16 protein-coding genes are annotated in these 13,576 nt (G+C 70.1%); 8 read left to right on the top strand and 8 right to left on the bottom strand.

Annotation, left to right across the window (positions count from 1 at the left end; genetic code table 11):
• The first annotated feature begins 170 nt into the window (after window positions 1-170).
• Window positions 171-1,070, top strand: coding sequence for an aldose 1-epimerase family protein (locus AC3A3J_RS01870; RefSeq protein WP_487670659.1), 900 nt, complete (start codon window positions 171-173; stop codon window positions 1,068-1,070).
• A 123-nt stretch (window positions 1,071-1,193) separates the two neighbouring features.
• On the opposite strand, the gene AC3A3J_RS01865 is transcribed toward AC3A3J_RS01870, so the two are convergent.
• The 4 genes from AC3A3J_RS01865 to AC3A3J_RS01850 form a co-directional block, all read right to left on the bottom strand.
• Window positions 1,194-4,415 carry an efflux RND transporter permease subunit gene (locus AC3A3J_RS01865; RefSeq protein WP_487670658.1) on the bottom strand — a complete coding sequence of 1,074 codons (3,222 nt, stop codon included), beginning with the start codon at window positions 4,413-4,415 and terminating at the stop codon, window positions 1,194-1,196.
• A 9-nt stretch (window positions 4,416-4,424) separates the two neighbouring features.
• Window positions 4,425-5,003 (bottom strand): TetR/AcrR family transcriptional regulator, encoded by a 579-nt coding sequence (locus tag AC3A3J_RS01860; protein ID WP_487670657.1) that lies wholly within the window; start codon window positions 5,001-5,003, stop codon window positions 4,425-4,427.
• A 73-nt stretch (window positions 5,004-5,076) separates the two neighbouring features.
• Window positions 5,077-5,439 carry a fluoride efflux transporter FluC gene (locus AC3A3J_RS01855; RefSeq protein WP_487670656.1) on the bottom strand — a complete coding sequence of 121 codons (363 nt, stop codon included), beginning with the start codon at window positions 5,437-5,439 and terminating at the stop codon, window positions 5,077-5,079.
• A complete protein-coding gene (locus tag AC3A3J_RS01850; protein WP_487670655.1) occupies window positions 5,436-5,813 on the bottom strand; it encodes a fluoride efflux transporter FluC in 378 nt (125 codons plus the stop codon). Before AC3A3J_RS01850 ends, AC3A3J_RS01855 begins: the two co-directional genes overlap by 4 nt.
• Before the next feature lie 86 nt (window positions 5,814-5,899).
• On the opposite strand from AC3A3J_RS01850, the gene AC3A3J_RS01845 reads away from it, so the two are divergent.
• Entirely contained in the window at window positions 5,900-7,429 is a 1,530-nt protein-coding gene (locus AC3A3J_RS01845) for an FAD-dependent oxidoreductase (protein ID WP_487670654.1), read from the top strand.
• A gap of 24 nt (window positions 7,430-7,453) precedes the next feature.
• On the opposite strand, the gene AC3A3J_RS01840 is transcribed toward AC3A3J_RS01845, so the two are convergent.
• From AC3A3J_RS01840 to AC3A3J_RS01830, 3 genes are all read right to left on the bottom strand, one after another.
• On the bottom strand, window positions 7,454-8,263 hold the full coding sequence (locus AC3A3J_RS01840) for a nitroreductase family protein (protein WP_487670653.1): 810 nt from the start codon (window positions 8,261-8,263) through the stop codon (window positions 7,454-7,456).
• Window positions 8,264-8,267: 4 nt separating this feature from the next.
• The gene (locus AC3A3J_RS01835) at window positions 8,268-8,645 is read right to left on the bottom strand and encodes a hypothetical protein (protein WP_487670652.1); all 378 of its coding nucleotides are present in this window, start codon (window positions 8,643-8,645) and stop codon (window positions 8,268-8,270) included.
• 215 nt (window positions 8,646-8,860) lie between these two features.
• Entirely contained in the window at window positions 8,861-9,664 is an 804-nt protein-coding gene (locus AC3A3J_RS01830) for a MerR family transcriptional regulator (protein WP_487670651.1), read from the bottom strand.
• 186 nt (window positions 9,665-9,850) lie between these two features.
• Between AC3A3J_RS01830 and AC3A3J_RS01825 the strand changes: the two genes are divergently transcribed.
• From AC3A3J_RS01825 to AC3A3J_RS01805, 5 genes are all read left to right on the top strand, one after another.
• Complete coding sequence (locus AC3A3J_RS01825; protein ID WP_487670650.1) at window positions 9,851-10,693, top strand: DUF4097 family beta strand repeat-containing protein; 843 nt, start codon at window positions 9,851-9,853, stop codon at window positions 10,691-10,693.
• On the top strand, window positions 10,690-11,316 hold the full coding sequence (locus AC3A3J_RS01820; protein ID WP_487670649.1) for a PadR family transcriptional regulator: 627 nt from the start codon (window positions 10,690-10,692) through the stop codon (window positions 11,314-11,316). Before AC3A3J_RS01825 ends, AC3A3J_RS01820 begins: the two co-directional genes overlap by 4 nt.
• A gap of 222 nt (window positions 11,317-11,538) precedes the next feature.
• Window positions 11,539-11,712: a hypothetical protein gene (locus AC3A3J_RS01815; protein WP_487670648.1), complete on the top strand. Its 174-nt coding sequence runs from the start codon at window positions 11,539-11,541 to the stop codon at window positions 11,710-11,712.
• A 113-nt stretch (window positions 11,713-11,825) separates the two neighbouring features.
• Window positions 11,826-12,059: a ribbon-helix-helix protein gene (locus tag AC3A3J_RS01810; RefSeq protein WP_487670647.1), complete on the top strand. Its 234-nt coding sequence runs from the start codon at window positions 11,826-11,828 to the stop codon at window positions 12,057-12,059.
• A complete protein-coding gene (locus tag AC3A3J_RS01805; protein ID WP_487670646.1) occupies window positions 12,056-12,400 on the top strand; it encodes a type II toxin-antitoxin system PemK/MazF family toxin in 345 nt (114 codons plus the stop codon). The genes AC3A3J_RS01810 and AC3A3J_RS01805 overlap by 4 nt, the downstream gene beginning before the upstream one ends.
• Before the next feature lie 98 nt (window positions 12,401-12,498).
• Here the strand turns inward: AC3A3J_RS01805 and AC3A3J_RS01800 are convergent, their stop codons facing one another.
• Window positions 12,499-13,050: a universal stress protein gene (locus AC3A3J_RS01800; RefSeq protein ID WP_487670645.1), complete on the bottom strand. Its 552-nt coding sequence runs from the start codon at window positions 13,048-13,050 to the stop codon at window positions 12,499-12,501.
• A gap of 147 nt (window positions 13,051-13,197) precedes the next feature.
• Here AC3A3J_RS01800 and AC3A3J_RS01795 point away from each other — a divergent pair, with 147 nt between their 5' ends.
• A complete protein-coding gene (locus AC3A3J_RS01795; RefSeq protein ID WP_314649160.1) occupies window positions 13,198-13,386 on the top strand; it encodes a DUF3073 domain-containing protein in 189 nt (62 codons plus the stop codon).
• Window positions 13,387-13,576: the final 190 nt, after the last annotated feature.

Raw genomic sequence — 13,576 nt, 5'->3', positions numbered from 1 at the left:
CGGGGCCATTCATGTGATGGTTCATGCGCACCGATGGGTGCTCACCATCGGCCCCTGGACTCACACTTCACACACATAAAACGTCCGCGCCCTGCGCGGGTGTCCGAAGCCGACCCCGCCAGCCTACCGTCCGCCCCTGAGAAACCCCTCCATCGCCCTACGATGACGGGATGAGCATCCCGACCCCCACCGGCATCCAGGTCGCGCTGCGTCGCGGCGACGTCACCGCGCAGATCGCCCAGGTCGGCGCCTCTCTGCGCGAACTGAAGGTGGGCGGGGTCGATCTCGTCTCGACCTATCCGCTCGACCAGCCCACTCCGGTGTGCGCCGGCGTCGTGCTCGCGCCGTGGCCCAATCGCATCCGCGACGGCGTGTGGATCGACGAGGGCACCGAACGCCAACTCGCGATCACCGAACCGAAGCTCGGCAACGCCAGCCACGGCCTCCTGCGCTTCACCGCGTACGACATCGAGCAGACCGACGACGCGGCCGTGCTCCGGGCCCACATCGTGCCGCAGACCGGGTACCCCTATCTGATCGAGACCTCCGTCACCTACATGCTCACCGACCGCGGCGTCGAGGTGACGCACGCGCTCACGAACCCGTCGGCCGACCCGGCACCCGTGGCGCTGGGCATCCACCCGTTCCCGACGATCGGCGGCGTCGACCCCCACGACCTGGTGCTGCGCGTTCCCGCGGCGACCGCACTCACCGCCGACGAACGGAAGATCCCGACCGGCAGCGAGCCCGCCGACCCCGCCCTCCGCTCCGGGGTGCGCCTGGGCGACGTCGAGCTCGACACCGCGTTCACCGACCTCGATCGCGATGACGAGGGCCGGGTGCAAGTGTCGCTGACCGCGCCCGACGGGCGGCGCGTCACGGTCTGGCAGGGCCCGGGTTTCGAGTACGCGCAGGTGTTCACGACCACGACGAAGTTCCCGGGCCTCGATCTGGCGGTCGCGATCGAGCCGATGACGGCGCCCGCCAACGCCTTCAACAGCGGCGACGGGCTGCGCCGACTCGCCCCCGACGAGACGTGGGTCCTGCACTGGGGCATCACGCTCGACTGAGCCGGGGCATCACCTCAAGACCGCCGCGCGCCGAGAGGCCCAGGAGCGTCGGATTCGACGTCTCCGGGGCCTCTCGTCCTGAGTTGTCGCCGAGCCGGCTCGCACGCCGCCGGAACTGTCGGCCTAGAGCAGTCCGCGGTCGCGCAGCTCGCGTCGCGTGAGGTGATGATCCTCGGCGTCGGCGGCCCCGCCACCGGGCACCACCGCTCCGACCGGCTCGGCGGCCGCCCCGGTCGCGCCCGGTCCCCGCGGATCGTCGGCGTCGGTCGGCGCCTCCGCGCCCTCCGCGCCGCCGGACTTGCGCGCCCGTCGTCGCTCCTTGGCGCCCTCGACGAGGTTGTATAGCGTCGGCAGCACGATGAGCGTCAGCACGGTCGACGAGACGAGCCCGCCGATGACGACGATGGCCAGAGGCTGCGAGATGAACCCGCCGTGGCCGGTGATGCCGAGCGCCATCGGCGTCAGGGCGAGGATCGTCGCGAGCGCCGTCATCAGGATGGGGCGCAGACGCTTCTCGCCACCGGCCATCACCGCCTCGGCGGTCGACAGCCCCTTCTCGCGGTACTGGTTGACGAGGTCGACGAGCACGATCGCGTTCGTCACGACGATGCCGATGAGCATCAGCACGCCGATGAGCGAGGCGACGCCGAGCGGCACCCCGGTCACGATCTGGAGCAGGATCGCCCCGGTCGCCGCGAACGGCACCGACACGAGCAGCAGCAGCGGCTGCCGCAGCGACTTGAAGGTCGCGACCATGACCACGTACACGATGAGGATCGCGGCGAGCATCGCCAGACCCAGCTGCGAGAACGAGTCGGCCTGCTGCGAGGCGACGCCTCCCACCTCGGCGGTCGCCCCGGCGGGAAGGTCGACCGCATCGAGAGCGGCGGCGACCGACACGGTGGCGACGGTGAGGTCGTCGGATGCCGGCGGCACGGTGACCGTCGAGGTGCGCTGTCCGCGCTCGGTGGTGATCGACGTGGGGCCGTTGCGCTCCTCGACGGTCGCGATGTCGCTCAGAGCGACCGGCCCGACGGCGCTGGGGATCGTGAGGGCGCGGAGCGCCTCGAGCGTCGCGGGCGGCTCGGACGTCGCCATGTAGACGGTGAGCGAGGTGTCGTCGATCTCGACGGTTCCGAGCTCCTGCGGGCGCATGGTGTTCGACACCAGCGCACCGACGGCGACCTCGGAGAGCCCGCGGGCCGCCGCGGCATCGCGGTCGACGACCACGGCGATGTACGGCAGCGAGGCGGCGAGGTTGTCGGTGACCTGACCGATGCCCTCGCGTCCGTCGAGTTCGGCCACCACCGCATCGGTGGCGGTGGAGAGGTCGTCGGCGTTCGAGGCGGCGACCGTGATCTCGATGTCGCTCGATCCGAAGCCCGCCGACGATGCGACCGTGATCTCGCCGGCGTCGTCGAGGCTGTCGACGGCATCCTGCACCTCGGCGCGGAGCTTCTCCTGGTCGGCGTTCTCGTCGGTGAGGATCGAGTACGTCACCCCGGCCCCGCCGCCCGAGAAGGCGTCGCGCACGGCCGATCCGCTCGAACCGATCGAGGCCTGGACGTGCTCGATGCCGTCGATGCCGTCGAGCGCTTCCTCGACCTTCAGCGCCGCCTCCGACTTGGTCTCGAGGCTGGCGGTCGGGCCGAGGTCCTGCGAGACGGTCATGGTGTTCTGTCCGGAGTCGCCGAGGAAGTTCTGCTTCATCAGCGGGTAGGCGGCGAGCGTCGCCCCCAGCACCACCACCGCGAGGATGACGGTGACGCCGGAGTGCTTCAGCGTCCACCCCAGCACCGGGCGGTACGCCTTCTGCAGGCGTGTGGGCGGCGCCTCGGGCGACTCGGGGTCGATGGCCCGGCCGTCGGCGTCGAGCAGCGGCTTGCCGGGCTTGAGGAACCAGTACGCGAGCACGGGCACGATCGTGAGCGACACGAGCAGCGAGGCGATCATCGCGATCGACACCGTCATCGCGAACGGCCGGAAGAGTTCTCCGACCATGTCGCCGACGAAGACGATCGGAAGGAAGACGGCGACGGTGGTGATGGTGGATGCCGTGACCGCCATGGCCACCTCGCGCACCGCGAGACGGATGGCGTCGCCCTTGTCGGCGTCGCCGACGTAGTGCCTCTTGATGTTCTCGATCACGACGATGGAGTCGTCGACCACGCGGCCGATGGCGATCGTGAGCGCGCCGAGCGTGAGGATGTTGAGGGAGTATCCGAACGCCTGCAGCCCGATGAAGGTGATGAGCACCGAGGTCGGGATCGAGATCGCCGTGACCAGGGTGGAGCGCACGGACAGCAGGAACACGAGGATGACCAGCACGGCCATGACGAGTCCGAGCAGGCCCTCGGTCGCGAGCGTCTCGATCGACTGCTCGATGAACGGCGCCTGGTCGAAGATGACGGTGAACGTCGCGTCGGGGAACGCCTCGCCGATCGTGTCGAGAGCGGCGATCACGCCGTTCGACACCTCGACGGTGTTGGCGGCGGGCAGCTTGGTGATCGAGATCGACAGGGCATCCTTCCCGTCAACGCGCGAGAGCGAGCTGACGGGGTCGGACTCCTGCACGACGGTCGCGACCTCGCCGATCGTGACATCGGTGCCGACGAGCGGCAGTGCGGCGATCTCGTCGACGGAGGTGATCTTCGCGCCGGTCTGCACGGTGAGCGTGCGGCCGTCCTCGGTGATGTCACCGCCCGGGAAGAGGGTGCCGTTCTGCTCCAGTGCGTCGCTGATCGCCTGCGTGCTCTCCCCGGCGGCGGCGAGCTTCGCGACATCGGGGGTGATGGTCACACGCTGGCCGACCCCGCCGACGATCTCGGCCGCGTTCACACCGTCGACGTCTTCGAGTTCGGGGATCGCGACGTTCTCGAGCTCGGCCTGCGCGTTGTCGGCGTCGTCGAAGCCCGACACGGCGACCTGGATGACCGGGAGGTCGTTGATCGAGATCGCGAGCACCTGCGGCGTGACGTCGGCCGGGAGCGTCGACGAGATGCGGTTGATCGCCTGCTGGATCTTCTGCTCGGCGGTGGCGAGGTTGGTGCCGTAGGCGAACGACGCCTGCACGATCGAGGCGTTCGTCGTGCTCGTCGCGGTCGTGGCGTCGAGATCGGGAACACCCTGGATCGCCGACTCGATCGGGGTCGACACGTCGTTCTCGACGACCTCGGGCGAGGCACCGGGGTAGGTGGTCATGACGACGAGCGCCGGGAGCTCGAGCGACGGGATGAGCTCCTGCTTGAGGTTGGTCAGCGCGAGCCCGCCGAACACGGCGGCGACGATCGTGATGAGAGCGATGAGCGCGCGGTTCTTCAGGCTCAGGACGGCGAGTTTCGACAAGTCTGTTCCTCAGGGTGCGGAGGGGACGGATGCAGCGGGGACGGGGGCGAGGATCCCGGTGAGCGCGTCGCGGATGACCTGCTCGTCGAGGGGTTCGTCGTGGATCTGGGCGTGCCAGACGAGGCCGTCGATGAAGACGGCGGCGGCGCGGGCACGGTCTTCCCCGTGCACGGGGGCGAGGAATCCGACGACCTCGTCGGACCAGCGGCGGGCCAGGTCGCGCACCCGGGGGTCGTGCACGGCGGCGGTGACGACGGCGCGCTCGGTCTCGATGGCGCGGGCGTCGGCGAGGCTCGCGTGCAGCAGGCGCGCGATCGCTTCGGGGGTGGCACCGGCCGCCTCGACGGCGGCGCGCGTCTTCTCGACGTGCTCCTCGATCTCGCGCACGAGTTCGCGCAGCGCCTCGTCGCGCAGGTCGTCGAGCGTGGCGAAGTACTGCGTCGTCGATCCGAGCGGCACCCCGGCGCGCGCGGCCACCTTGCGGTGGGTGAGCGCCTCGACGCCGACCTCGACGATCAGCTCGGCGGCCGCGCGCGTGATCTCGCGACGGCGAGCCTCGGGGTCGCGACGGCGGCGCTTCTCGGTCATCGGTCCTCCTGGAACATCCGTACATGTACATATGTACATTGGCCGGGTGGGAAGAGGCTGGGAGCGTGGGGGCTCACCCCATCAGGGCGCCGAGCGCCAGCCCCGCCCCGGCAGCCACGAGCCCCAGCATCAGCATGCCCACGGCGTGGAAAGCGGATGCCCGTCGGGCGCCGTCGTGCCAGAGAGCCACCGCATCCAGCATCGCCGTGCTGAATGTCGTGTATCCCCCCAGCAGGCCGGCGCCGAGCAGGATGAGGTGCGACGGCAACGCCGTCGTGACGATGCCGAGCGCGAAGGATCCGGTGAGGTTGATCACGAGGATGCCCCACGGATACCGCCGCCCGAGCATCCGCCCCACCCCGCGGTCCACCACGTAGCGCAGCACGCTGCCGATTCCTCCGGCGAGCGCGGCGCCGAGGAACAGCAGCGGAGTCATGCGCCGACCCCGACCGCCCGGCGCGGCCGTCCGACCCGCAGCCCGAGCGCCGCCGCGGCGAGGCCCAGCACGAGCGAACCCGCGGCGTAGGCGCACGCGGCGAGCGGAGCATCCGTCCACAGCGCGAGCGTGCCGGTGGTGAACGCGCTGTAGGTGGTGAAGCCGCCGAGCACCCCGGTCGCCAGGAACAACCGCAGCTCGGCCGACGCCGGCAGCCGCGCGGCGACGAGCCCGATCAACAGGGCGCCCGTCACGTTCGCCACGAGGATCGCCCACGGGAATCCCTGGTCGGGCAGTGCGAGGCCGAGCGCCAGTCGCGCCGCCGTTCCGATCGTTCCCCCCGCCAGCACGAGCAGCAGGCGGCGAAGGGTCATGGCACCACGCTACCCCCGCGTGCCAGGGCGCCGCGCCGATGTCAAGGCGTTGGGATGCGGGGGCCGACGGGCGTTGACTGTGCCGCATGAAGCCGCTGTGGAAGACCGCCCCTCCCGCTCCGACCGGCACGGCCTTCGAACCGGGCTCCCGCCACGACGTGGTGATCGTCGGCGCCGGACTCACCGGGCTCTCGACCGCCGTCATGCTCACGAGGGCCGGGCTCGACGTGGCCGTGCTCGAAGCGGGCGAGATCGCCCAGCTCGCCTCCGGCGGCAACACCGGCAAGCTCTCCCTGCTGCAGGGTCAGCGTCTCGCCGAGATCCGCCGCCACCACCCCGCGTCGCTCGTGCAGGCCTACGTCGACTCCAACCGCGCCGGGATGGACTGGCTCACCGCCTTCGCCGACGGGGCGAGCGTGCCGTACCTGCTGCGCACCGATCATTCGTACGCCCAGGGGCCCGATGGCATCGAGTCGGTGAACGCGCAGCACCATGCGGCGCGCGAGGCGGGACTCGCGACGCGTCTGCTCGACCTCGACGAGCGCCGACGGATGCCGGTGCCGATGAGCGCCGCCGTCGCGCTCGACCACCAGATCACGATCGACCCGGAGCTGATCACGCAGGCGCTGGCCGCGGAGTTCCTCGCCGGGGGCGGCACCCTGCACACGGGCATCCGGGTGACCGGCGCCCGCGTGCTCGGCGATCCGCACGTGCGCACCGCTCACGGCCCCGTGTTCGCCGAGCACATCGTGCTCGCGACCGGCAGTGCCATCCTCGATCGCGGACTCTACTTCTCGAAGACCAGCGGCATGCGGTCGTATTGCGTCTCGTTCCGCGTGCCCGGCGAGGTCCCGACCGAGACGTTCCTGTCGGTCGACGGGCCGACGCGCTCGATCCGCCCGGTGTCCGCCGGCGACGGTCCGGCCGACGTTGCTCAGTTGATCGTCGGCGGCAACGGGCATCCGGTCGGCCGCTCCGACGGCGAGACCGCGGCCATCGACGACCTCGTCGCGTGGACGCAGGAGCACTTCCCCGGCGCGGAGGAGACCCACCGCTGGTCGGCGCAGGACTATCGGTCGCACAATCAGATCCCGTTCGTCGGGTCGCTGCCCCGCGGGCTCGGACGCATCCGGATCGCCACCGGTTACGCGAAGTGGGGGCTGTCGAACGCCCCTGCCGCCGCGCTGCGGCTGACCTCCGAGATCCTCGGCGAGAAGTGGAGCGAGCGGCCGCGCTGGATGACGCGCATCGGCACCCGGCTGACGCAGCCCGCCGATCTCGCCACGGGTGCGCAGGAGGGTCTGAAGGTGGGAGCGGCGGCGACCAAGGGCTGGGTGGAGGCCGAGCGCACCGCCGTGCCCGTCCCGCGCCCGGCCGAGGGCGAGGGCGTGGTGGCTAACCGTGCCGGCCTGCCGGTCGGCGTCTCGACGGTGGGCGGCGTGACGCGCGCGGTCGACGCGGTGTGCCCGCACCTCGGCGGCGTGCTCACCTGGAACGACGCCGAGTGCAGCTGGGACTGCCCGCTGCACGCCTCGCGGTTCGCCCCCGACGGCACGCGCATCGAGGGCCCCGCGCTCAGCGACCTGAAGCCCCTGCCCCGCGAGGGCTCCCGCTGACCTCGTGCGGAGGAGGCTCCCCCGTCAGTCGGCGTGCGGCGGCGGGGCATCCCACCCCTGCTGCGGCGTCTCGCAGGTCTCGCGGAAGACGTACTGCGAGGCCAGCTTGCGCTGGCTGCTCGACCAGTCGATGGCCGGTCGACGCTGCTCGGGCGGCAGGTAGCCGAGGCGGTAGACGGCCATGAGCTCGAGGTCGTCCGGCACGCGCAGCAGGTCGACGATCTCGTCCCACTTGCCCGGCACCTCCATGGGGAACGAGATGAACTGGATGCCCATGCCCAGCTCGACCGTGGTGAGCCAGATGTTCTCCATCGCGGCGCCCATGCTGAACACCGAGTAGAACGACGACAGCTGCCCCGGACGGTACTCGCTGCGGTCGAGCATCACGCCCAGCAGCAGCGGCGATCCGGCGACCAGCTTGCGGTTCTCGTCGCCGAGCGTCTTCGGCACGCCGAACGTGTTCATCAGCTTCTGCCCGCGCTTGGTGAACACCTGACTCGTGAACGGCCGCAGGGCGGCGGGGAGCTTGTCGAACAGCATGCCGCTGCGCTTCTCGTCCATCTCGGCCTGGCTGAACCGGAAGTACGGCTTGTAACGCTCGAAGAACGTGCCGTTCGACATCGCCTCGGTCATGCTCTCGCCCGAGATGCGCGAGATCTGCTCGATCGTGTCGCGGTTCTCGATCACGACGAAACGCCACGGCTGGCTGTTCAACTGCGAGGGCGCACGGCCGGCGGCTTCGAGCAGGATGCGCTGGTGCTCCTCCGAGACCGGGTCGGGAAGGAACCCGCCGTTGGTCGTCTTGCGGCGGCGGATGGCGTCGAGCAGTTCCATGCGGTCACTTCCGGTCGAGACGGTTCGCGCGCACGAGGCCCGCGACGATGAAGGGGGCGGCGGTAAGGGCGACGAGCGGATGCCGGATGCTGCGCGACCCGAGGTACGGGATGGCCGCGAGCGGGGCGGCGGCGGGCAGCAGCAGCAGCGCCGCGCGCCGGCTCGCGCGTCGAGGGCGAGCCCACAGGAACCCCGCGGCGAGCGCCGAGCCGGTCGTCGCGCACGTCGCGATGTACAGGGCGTGGTGCAGCCAGCGGAAGTCGCGGGTGTTTATGACTCGGGCGGCGACGGCGCTGCCGAGCGCGACGTTGGCGCCGTAGGCGGCGGTGGCGCCGAGGAACAGCGGCGCGGCGTTCGTGCGACGTCGTGCCCTCCACCTCATGCCCCGACTCTACGCCCGCGGCCGCGTCGAGGTTCGACCCTTGCCGGTGACCGCGCCAGCGGATACGGGCCGACGGGTACGGCATCCGCCGGTGCGTCCGAGCCGGGTGCCACGGGGGTTCAGACGATGAGGAGCGGCCGGATCGAGCATCCGGCAGTGAACGCGACGCAGCCGACAACGAACCCAGGGCATCGGGCCCGTTGCCGGCTCAGGGCTCACAGGTGCGCGTCGGCGTACGCGCGCAGTGCGTCGCGCACGAACTCCGCGCCTTCGGTACCGCCGCGCGACGTCGCGTAATTCGCGGCGAAGCGCGGGTCGGCGACGTACATCTCGCCGAGACCGATCACGTACGCCTTCGCGTCGCCGTCCGGCGTCGAGGCCGGCGTCCCCGGGATGCTCCGCAGCCACGCGACGTGTCGACCGGCGAGCTCCTGGGCGGCGTCGGATACGGGGTCGATGCCCTGCTCGGCGACGGCGGCCCAGTCGCGGGCGAGGTCGGAGGCCGTGCGCTGCCACTCGGCGCGTTCGGCATCCGTCATCCCGCGCCACCAGCGGTCGCCGTCGGCGTAGGCCCGCGCGCCCCAGCGCTGCTCGACCTCCTGCCGATGGACGGTGTGGTCGAAGCCGTCGAACATGTTCTCTGCCATGAGTTCTTCACCTCCTCTCAGGGTCGCGATGGTGGATTCGACCGACGCGATGCGTCGGGCCAGCCTGTCCTGCTCGTCGCGGAGCAGGGCCAGATGGGTGTCGAGGGCGGAAGCCTCGCGCTCACGGTCGTCGGCGACGTCGTCGCTCGATCCCGCCAACAGGTCGGCGATCTGCGGCAGCCCGAGCCCGAGATCGCGCAGCAGCCGGATGCGCTGCAACCGGACCAGGGCGCGCGCGTCGTAGTGCCGGTAGCCGTTGGCGGCGATGCGCGTCGCCGGGAGCAGGCCGATGGCGTCGTAGTGGCGCAGGGTGCGGCTGGTGGTGCCGGCGAGCCGCGCGATCTCCTGGATCGACCAGTCGCGTGCGTTCATGCGTCGCCCTCCTCTCTTTTCTCTGCGGTGCGCGAGCGATGCTTCCACCCTAGAAGTTGACGCAGCGTCAAGGTCAAATGGGCTTTTTGGGGCAGTCCGCGCCCCCCTCTTGACGTGATCGAGATATATCGTGTTACGGTGTGCGGACACGATATATCTCGATCGTCCGAACGAGGAGAACAAGACATGACCGAGAAGTGGCTCATCGCCCCCGGCGAGGAACGCGTCATCGACATCGAGTCCGCGTCCCGCCTGAAGATCGGGCTCGTCGGCGGACAGGTCGACGTCATCGCCCACGACGAGCCGGGCATCCGCATCGAGGTGCACGGCGTGACCGTCAAAGACCTGCGCATCGAATCCCACGGCGGTCAGATCGAGATCGATCACCCGCAGCTCGGGTGGGACAACTTCCTCGAGGTGTTCCGCAACTTCGGTTCGGGCGGCCCGCGCGCCGAGGTGAGCGTCGCCGTCCCCCGCGGCATCGCCCTCAATCTCGGGGTGGTCAGCGCCGGTGCACTGGTCTCCGGCATCCGCAACGACGCCCGTCTCAGTACCGTCTCGGGCGACCTGATCGTCGACACCCTCGTCGGCGACCTCACGGTCAACACCGTCTCGGGAGACGTGCAGGTGCGCGGCCTGAACGGGTCGATCAACGCGAACAGCGTCTCGGGCGACGTCGCGGTCACGGGCGTCGTGCGCAAGGCGACCGTCGACATCGTCTCGGGCACCACGACGGTCGACGCGGCGGGAGACGTCAACACGATCACCGTCAACTCGGTCTCGGGCGGCACCACCGTGCGCCTCGACGAGTCGCTCGCGGCGAACTACGTCATCCGCTCCCTCAGCGGACGCCTGCTCATCGACGGCGTCGAGCGCAGCACCTCCGGGCCCAGCAACTACACCGGCACCACCGGCGAGCTGGCCGGCCGCTTCGTCGACCTCCGCGTCAACTCCGTCTCGGGCGGCGTGACGGTGCTGCGACGCACGCCCGCCTCGACCGCCGACGACGCCGAATGGGAGGACGCATGAGTCCCGCCGTCTTCTCCCACGGAGACCTGCGGCTGTACCTGCTGTCACTGCTGGCCGAGTCGCCGCAGCACGGATACGGCATCATCCAGGCGCTCACCGACCGCACCGGCGGCACCTACACACCGAGCGCCGGAACCATCTACCCGCGCCTGGGCAAGCTCGAGGAAGAGGGTCTCGTCACCAAGACCGTCGACGGCCGCACCACGATCTACGCGATCACCGAAGCGGGCCGCGCCGAGCTCGCCGCGCGCGAGAGCGATCTCGCCGGCATCGAATCGGGACTCGCCGACTCGGTGCGCCTGATCGCGAACGAGGTGCGCCAGAGCGTGCAGGAGGCCATGAAGAGCCTGCGTGCCGACCTCGCCAGCGCGGCGAACGACGAGCGGGCGGCTGCGCAGAACAGGCCGCGCGGAGCATCCGACGACACGCGGGCGACGAGCCGCGAGGAACTGCACCGCGCGGATGCCGTCGTCAACGCGTTCCGCGCGCGCATCCGCACCGACCTCCGTACCCACGTCGCGAAGGGCGGAGCACTCCCCGCCGCAGTCGTGACGGATCTCGAGAACGCCCTGGATGCCGCGGCTCGCGCCGTGACCTCGGCCCTCTCCCGCCCCCACCCCTGACCCCCCTCTTCTCACTACTCCCGTCGCAAAAAGTGTCGGCTGCCATCCCGGCGGCCGACACTTTTTGCGACGGGAGGGGACGAGACGGCGGGCGGGGCAGGAGAGGGACATACGGTCGAGCCATGCACCGCTCCTCGCCGAATGCTCCGCACCCGGGTCACCCGACGCCGCGGGGACCTCCGCCCCCTCGACACCGTCAATGGCGGCGGGCGCCGAAGACGAATGGGACGAAGACGGCGACGGCTCGCCGACTACCTCAAGGTCGGGATGCGCGAGGTGCCGGGCACGACCTCTCTGGTGACGGGGCAGGTCGGCATGGAGTACGTCTCGCTCACGATCACCGACGACGTCGTCACCGCCATCATGAGCGGCGCCAACGACTTCTCCGACCTCTAACCCCTTCCCTCCCGTTCCCGTCGCAATAACTGTCGGCTGCGAGCCCGCGGGGCGACAGAAAATGCGACGGGAACACTCCGAAGGGCGGGGATGAGCGGCGGTATACTTGCGGTATGACCACGACGATCAAGGTGAGCGACGATCTCCGGGATCGGCTCAAGGCCCAGGCATCCCGAGACGGCCTCACGCTCGGGGCGCATCTGACCCACCTCGCCGACGCCGAGGACCGTCGTCGGCGGCTCGCAGACCTCCGCGCCGCGATTGCCGCGACGCCTTCGTCGGTGCGTGCGGATCACGCGGACGAATCCTCCAAGTGGGAGCGCACCGAGCTCGCGCCCAGGTCGTGAGCACGCCCGACCTCGCTCCGGGCATCATCGCCTGGGCTTCACTCGAGCCCGTCCGCGGCCGCGAGCAGGGAGGTCACCGTCCCGTCCTGATCGTCGCCTCCACCGGCTACCTCGACGCCGTCACGACCCTCGCCATCGTGTTATCCATCACGACGACCGATCGAGGGTGGCCGAACCACATCCGCGTAGAAGGGCCCAGTGGTCTCGATCGAGACTCGTGGATCATGACCGAGCAGCCGCGCACTCTCACGCGCGACCGTCTCACCGGCGTGGCGGGCAGCGTCAGCCCCGGCTGCCTCTCGCGCGTGCGCACCTGGCTCGGCGACTTCCTCGACCTCTGAGCAGTCCGGCCTTCGACCGTTCCCGTCGCAATTCCTGTCGGCTGCGCGCCAGTCGGGCGACAGATTTTGCGACGGGAGCGGTCGAGAGAGGGCTGCGATCACTCGGCCGACTCGGGCCAGATCTCCTTCTGCGAGTCGGGCACGAGGTCGCCGAGCGGCACGACGAGGATCGCGCGGTGCTGCCGGTGGGCGAGGCGCGCGGCGACCGACCCGGTGAAGAACTCGCGGATGCTCTCGCCCAATCCGCGCTTGCGCGTGCCGACGACGATGAGCTGGGCGTCGAGCTTGTGCGCCAGCTGCTTGATCGCAAGCGCCGGGTCGCCGACGAGCTGCCGGGCGGTCCAGGTGAGGCCCGAAGCGTCGAGAATCGGCGCCACGGCCTGCTGGACCGCTTCGAACTCGGCGATACCCGCGTCGAAGTTGATATCGATGGGCGCCGAGTGCACGTAGCCGTCCGGGTCCTCGTAGGTCACGAACCGCGTCACGTCGACGTGCGCCACCACGAGCGGCGAGCCGAGCAGCCGCGCATAGCGCACGGCCTCGTCGACCACACGGCGATCCTGTGAGGGCTGCACGCCGACGATCACGGCCTTCTGCAGCGCCGCGTTCTGTGCGGCTTCATCGGACGGAGTGGAGGTGCTGTCGGACATGAGATCGCTCCCTTCACCGGTCTGGCGTCAGCCAGAGGGTCTTACCCGCGTGCTATTCTGAATGCTACTCTTACCGGCCGCGAGCCGGTGTCGTGAATGACTCGGGCCATCGTTTGCCCGCAGCTGACTCGTGAGGGGGTCTCGCGCATGGGCCGTGGCCGTCAAAAGGCGAAGCACACAAAGATCGCCCGCGAACTCAAGGCGTACAGTCCGTCGGTGAACTACTCGGCGCTGGAACGTGAGCTCGCGACTTCGGGCGACTCCGAAGACGAGTACGTCGACAAGTGGGCGGATGACTACGCCGACGAAGACGAGGACGAACTAGAGAAGGCCTGACCGCCCACTCCTGATCGACTTCTCCCCCGCGCGACCCGCGGGGGTTTCGTGGCTCTTCACGAACGAGGGTGTAGTCGGTTGAGCGCGTCGATGACCGGGTAGGGGTCGAGGTCTCCCGGATGATGGAAGTTCTTCACGCTTGCCATCCCGAAAGACCTCGACTTGCTCCACCCTACGTTCGCGACCCCTG

It is taken from the genome of Microbacterium sp. Soil_N32, from assembly GCF_057655505.1.
This window is presented reverse-complemented; position numbering and strand designations above follow the sequence as displayed.

Excerpts from the sequence above, each read along its gene's own strand:
- AC3A3J_RS01825 (WP_487670650.1), top strand. The coding sequence starts at position 9,851 with ATGACCGAGAAGTGGCTCATCGCCCCCGGCGAGGAACGCGTCATCGAC.
- AC3A3J_RS01860 (WP_487670657.1), bottom strand. The coding sequence starts at position 5,003 with ATGACCGAGAAGCGCCGCCGTCGCGACCCCGAGGCTCGCCGTCGCGAG.
- AC3A3J_RS01835 (WP_487670652.1), bottom strand. The coding sequence starts at position 8,645 with ATGAGGTGGAGGGCACGACGTCGCACGAACGCCGCGCCGCTGTTCCTC.
- AC3A3J_RS01800 (WP_487670645.1), bottom strand. The coding sequence starts at position 13,050 with ATGTCCGACAGCACCTCCACTCCGTCCGATGAAGCCGCACAGAACGCG.
- AC3A3J_RS01795 (WP_314649160.1), top strand. The coding sequence starts at position 13,198 with ATGGGCCGTGGCCGTCAAAAGGCGAAGCACACAAAGATCGCCCGCGAA.
- AC3A3J_RS01815 (WP_487670648.1), top strand. The coding sequence starts at position 11,539 with ATGGGACGAAGACGGCGACGGCTCGCCGACTACCTCAAGGTCGGGATG.
- AC3A3J_RS01810 (WP_487670647.1), top strand. The coding sequence starts at position 11,826 with ATGACCACGACGATCAAGGTGAGCGACGATCTCCGGGATCGGCTCAAG.
- AC3A3J_RS01850 (WP_487670655.1), bottom strand. The coding sequence starts at position 5,813 with ATGACCCTTCGCCGCCTGCTGCTCGTGCTGGCGGGGGGAACGATCGGA.
- AC3A3J_RS01840 (WP_487670653.1), bottom strand. The coding sequence starts at position 8,263 with ATGGAACTGCTCGACGCCATCCGCCGCCGCAAGACGACCAACGGCGGG.
- AC3A3J_RS01845 (WP_487670654.1), top strand. The coding sequence starts at position 5,900 with ATGAAGCCGCTGTGGAAGACCGCCCCTCCCGCTCCGACCGGCACGGCC.
- AC3A3J_RS01855 (WP_487670656.1), bottom strand. The coding sequence starts at position 5,439 with ATGACTCCGCTGCTGTTCCTCGGCGCCGCGCTCGCCGGAGGAATCGGC.
- AC3A3J_RS01820 (WP_487670649.1), top strand. The coding sequence starts at position 10,690 with ATGAGTCCCGCCGTCTTCTCCCACGGAGACCTGCGGCTGTACCTGCTG.
- AC3A3J_RS01830 (WP_487670651.1), bottom strand. The coding sequence starts at position 9,664 with ATGAACGCACGCGACTGGTCGATCCAGGAGATCGCGCGGCTCGCCGGC.
- AC3A3J_RS01870 (WP_487670659.1), top strand. The coding sequence starts at position 171 with ATGAGCATCCCGACCCCCACCGGCATCCAGGTCGCGCTGCGTCGCGGC.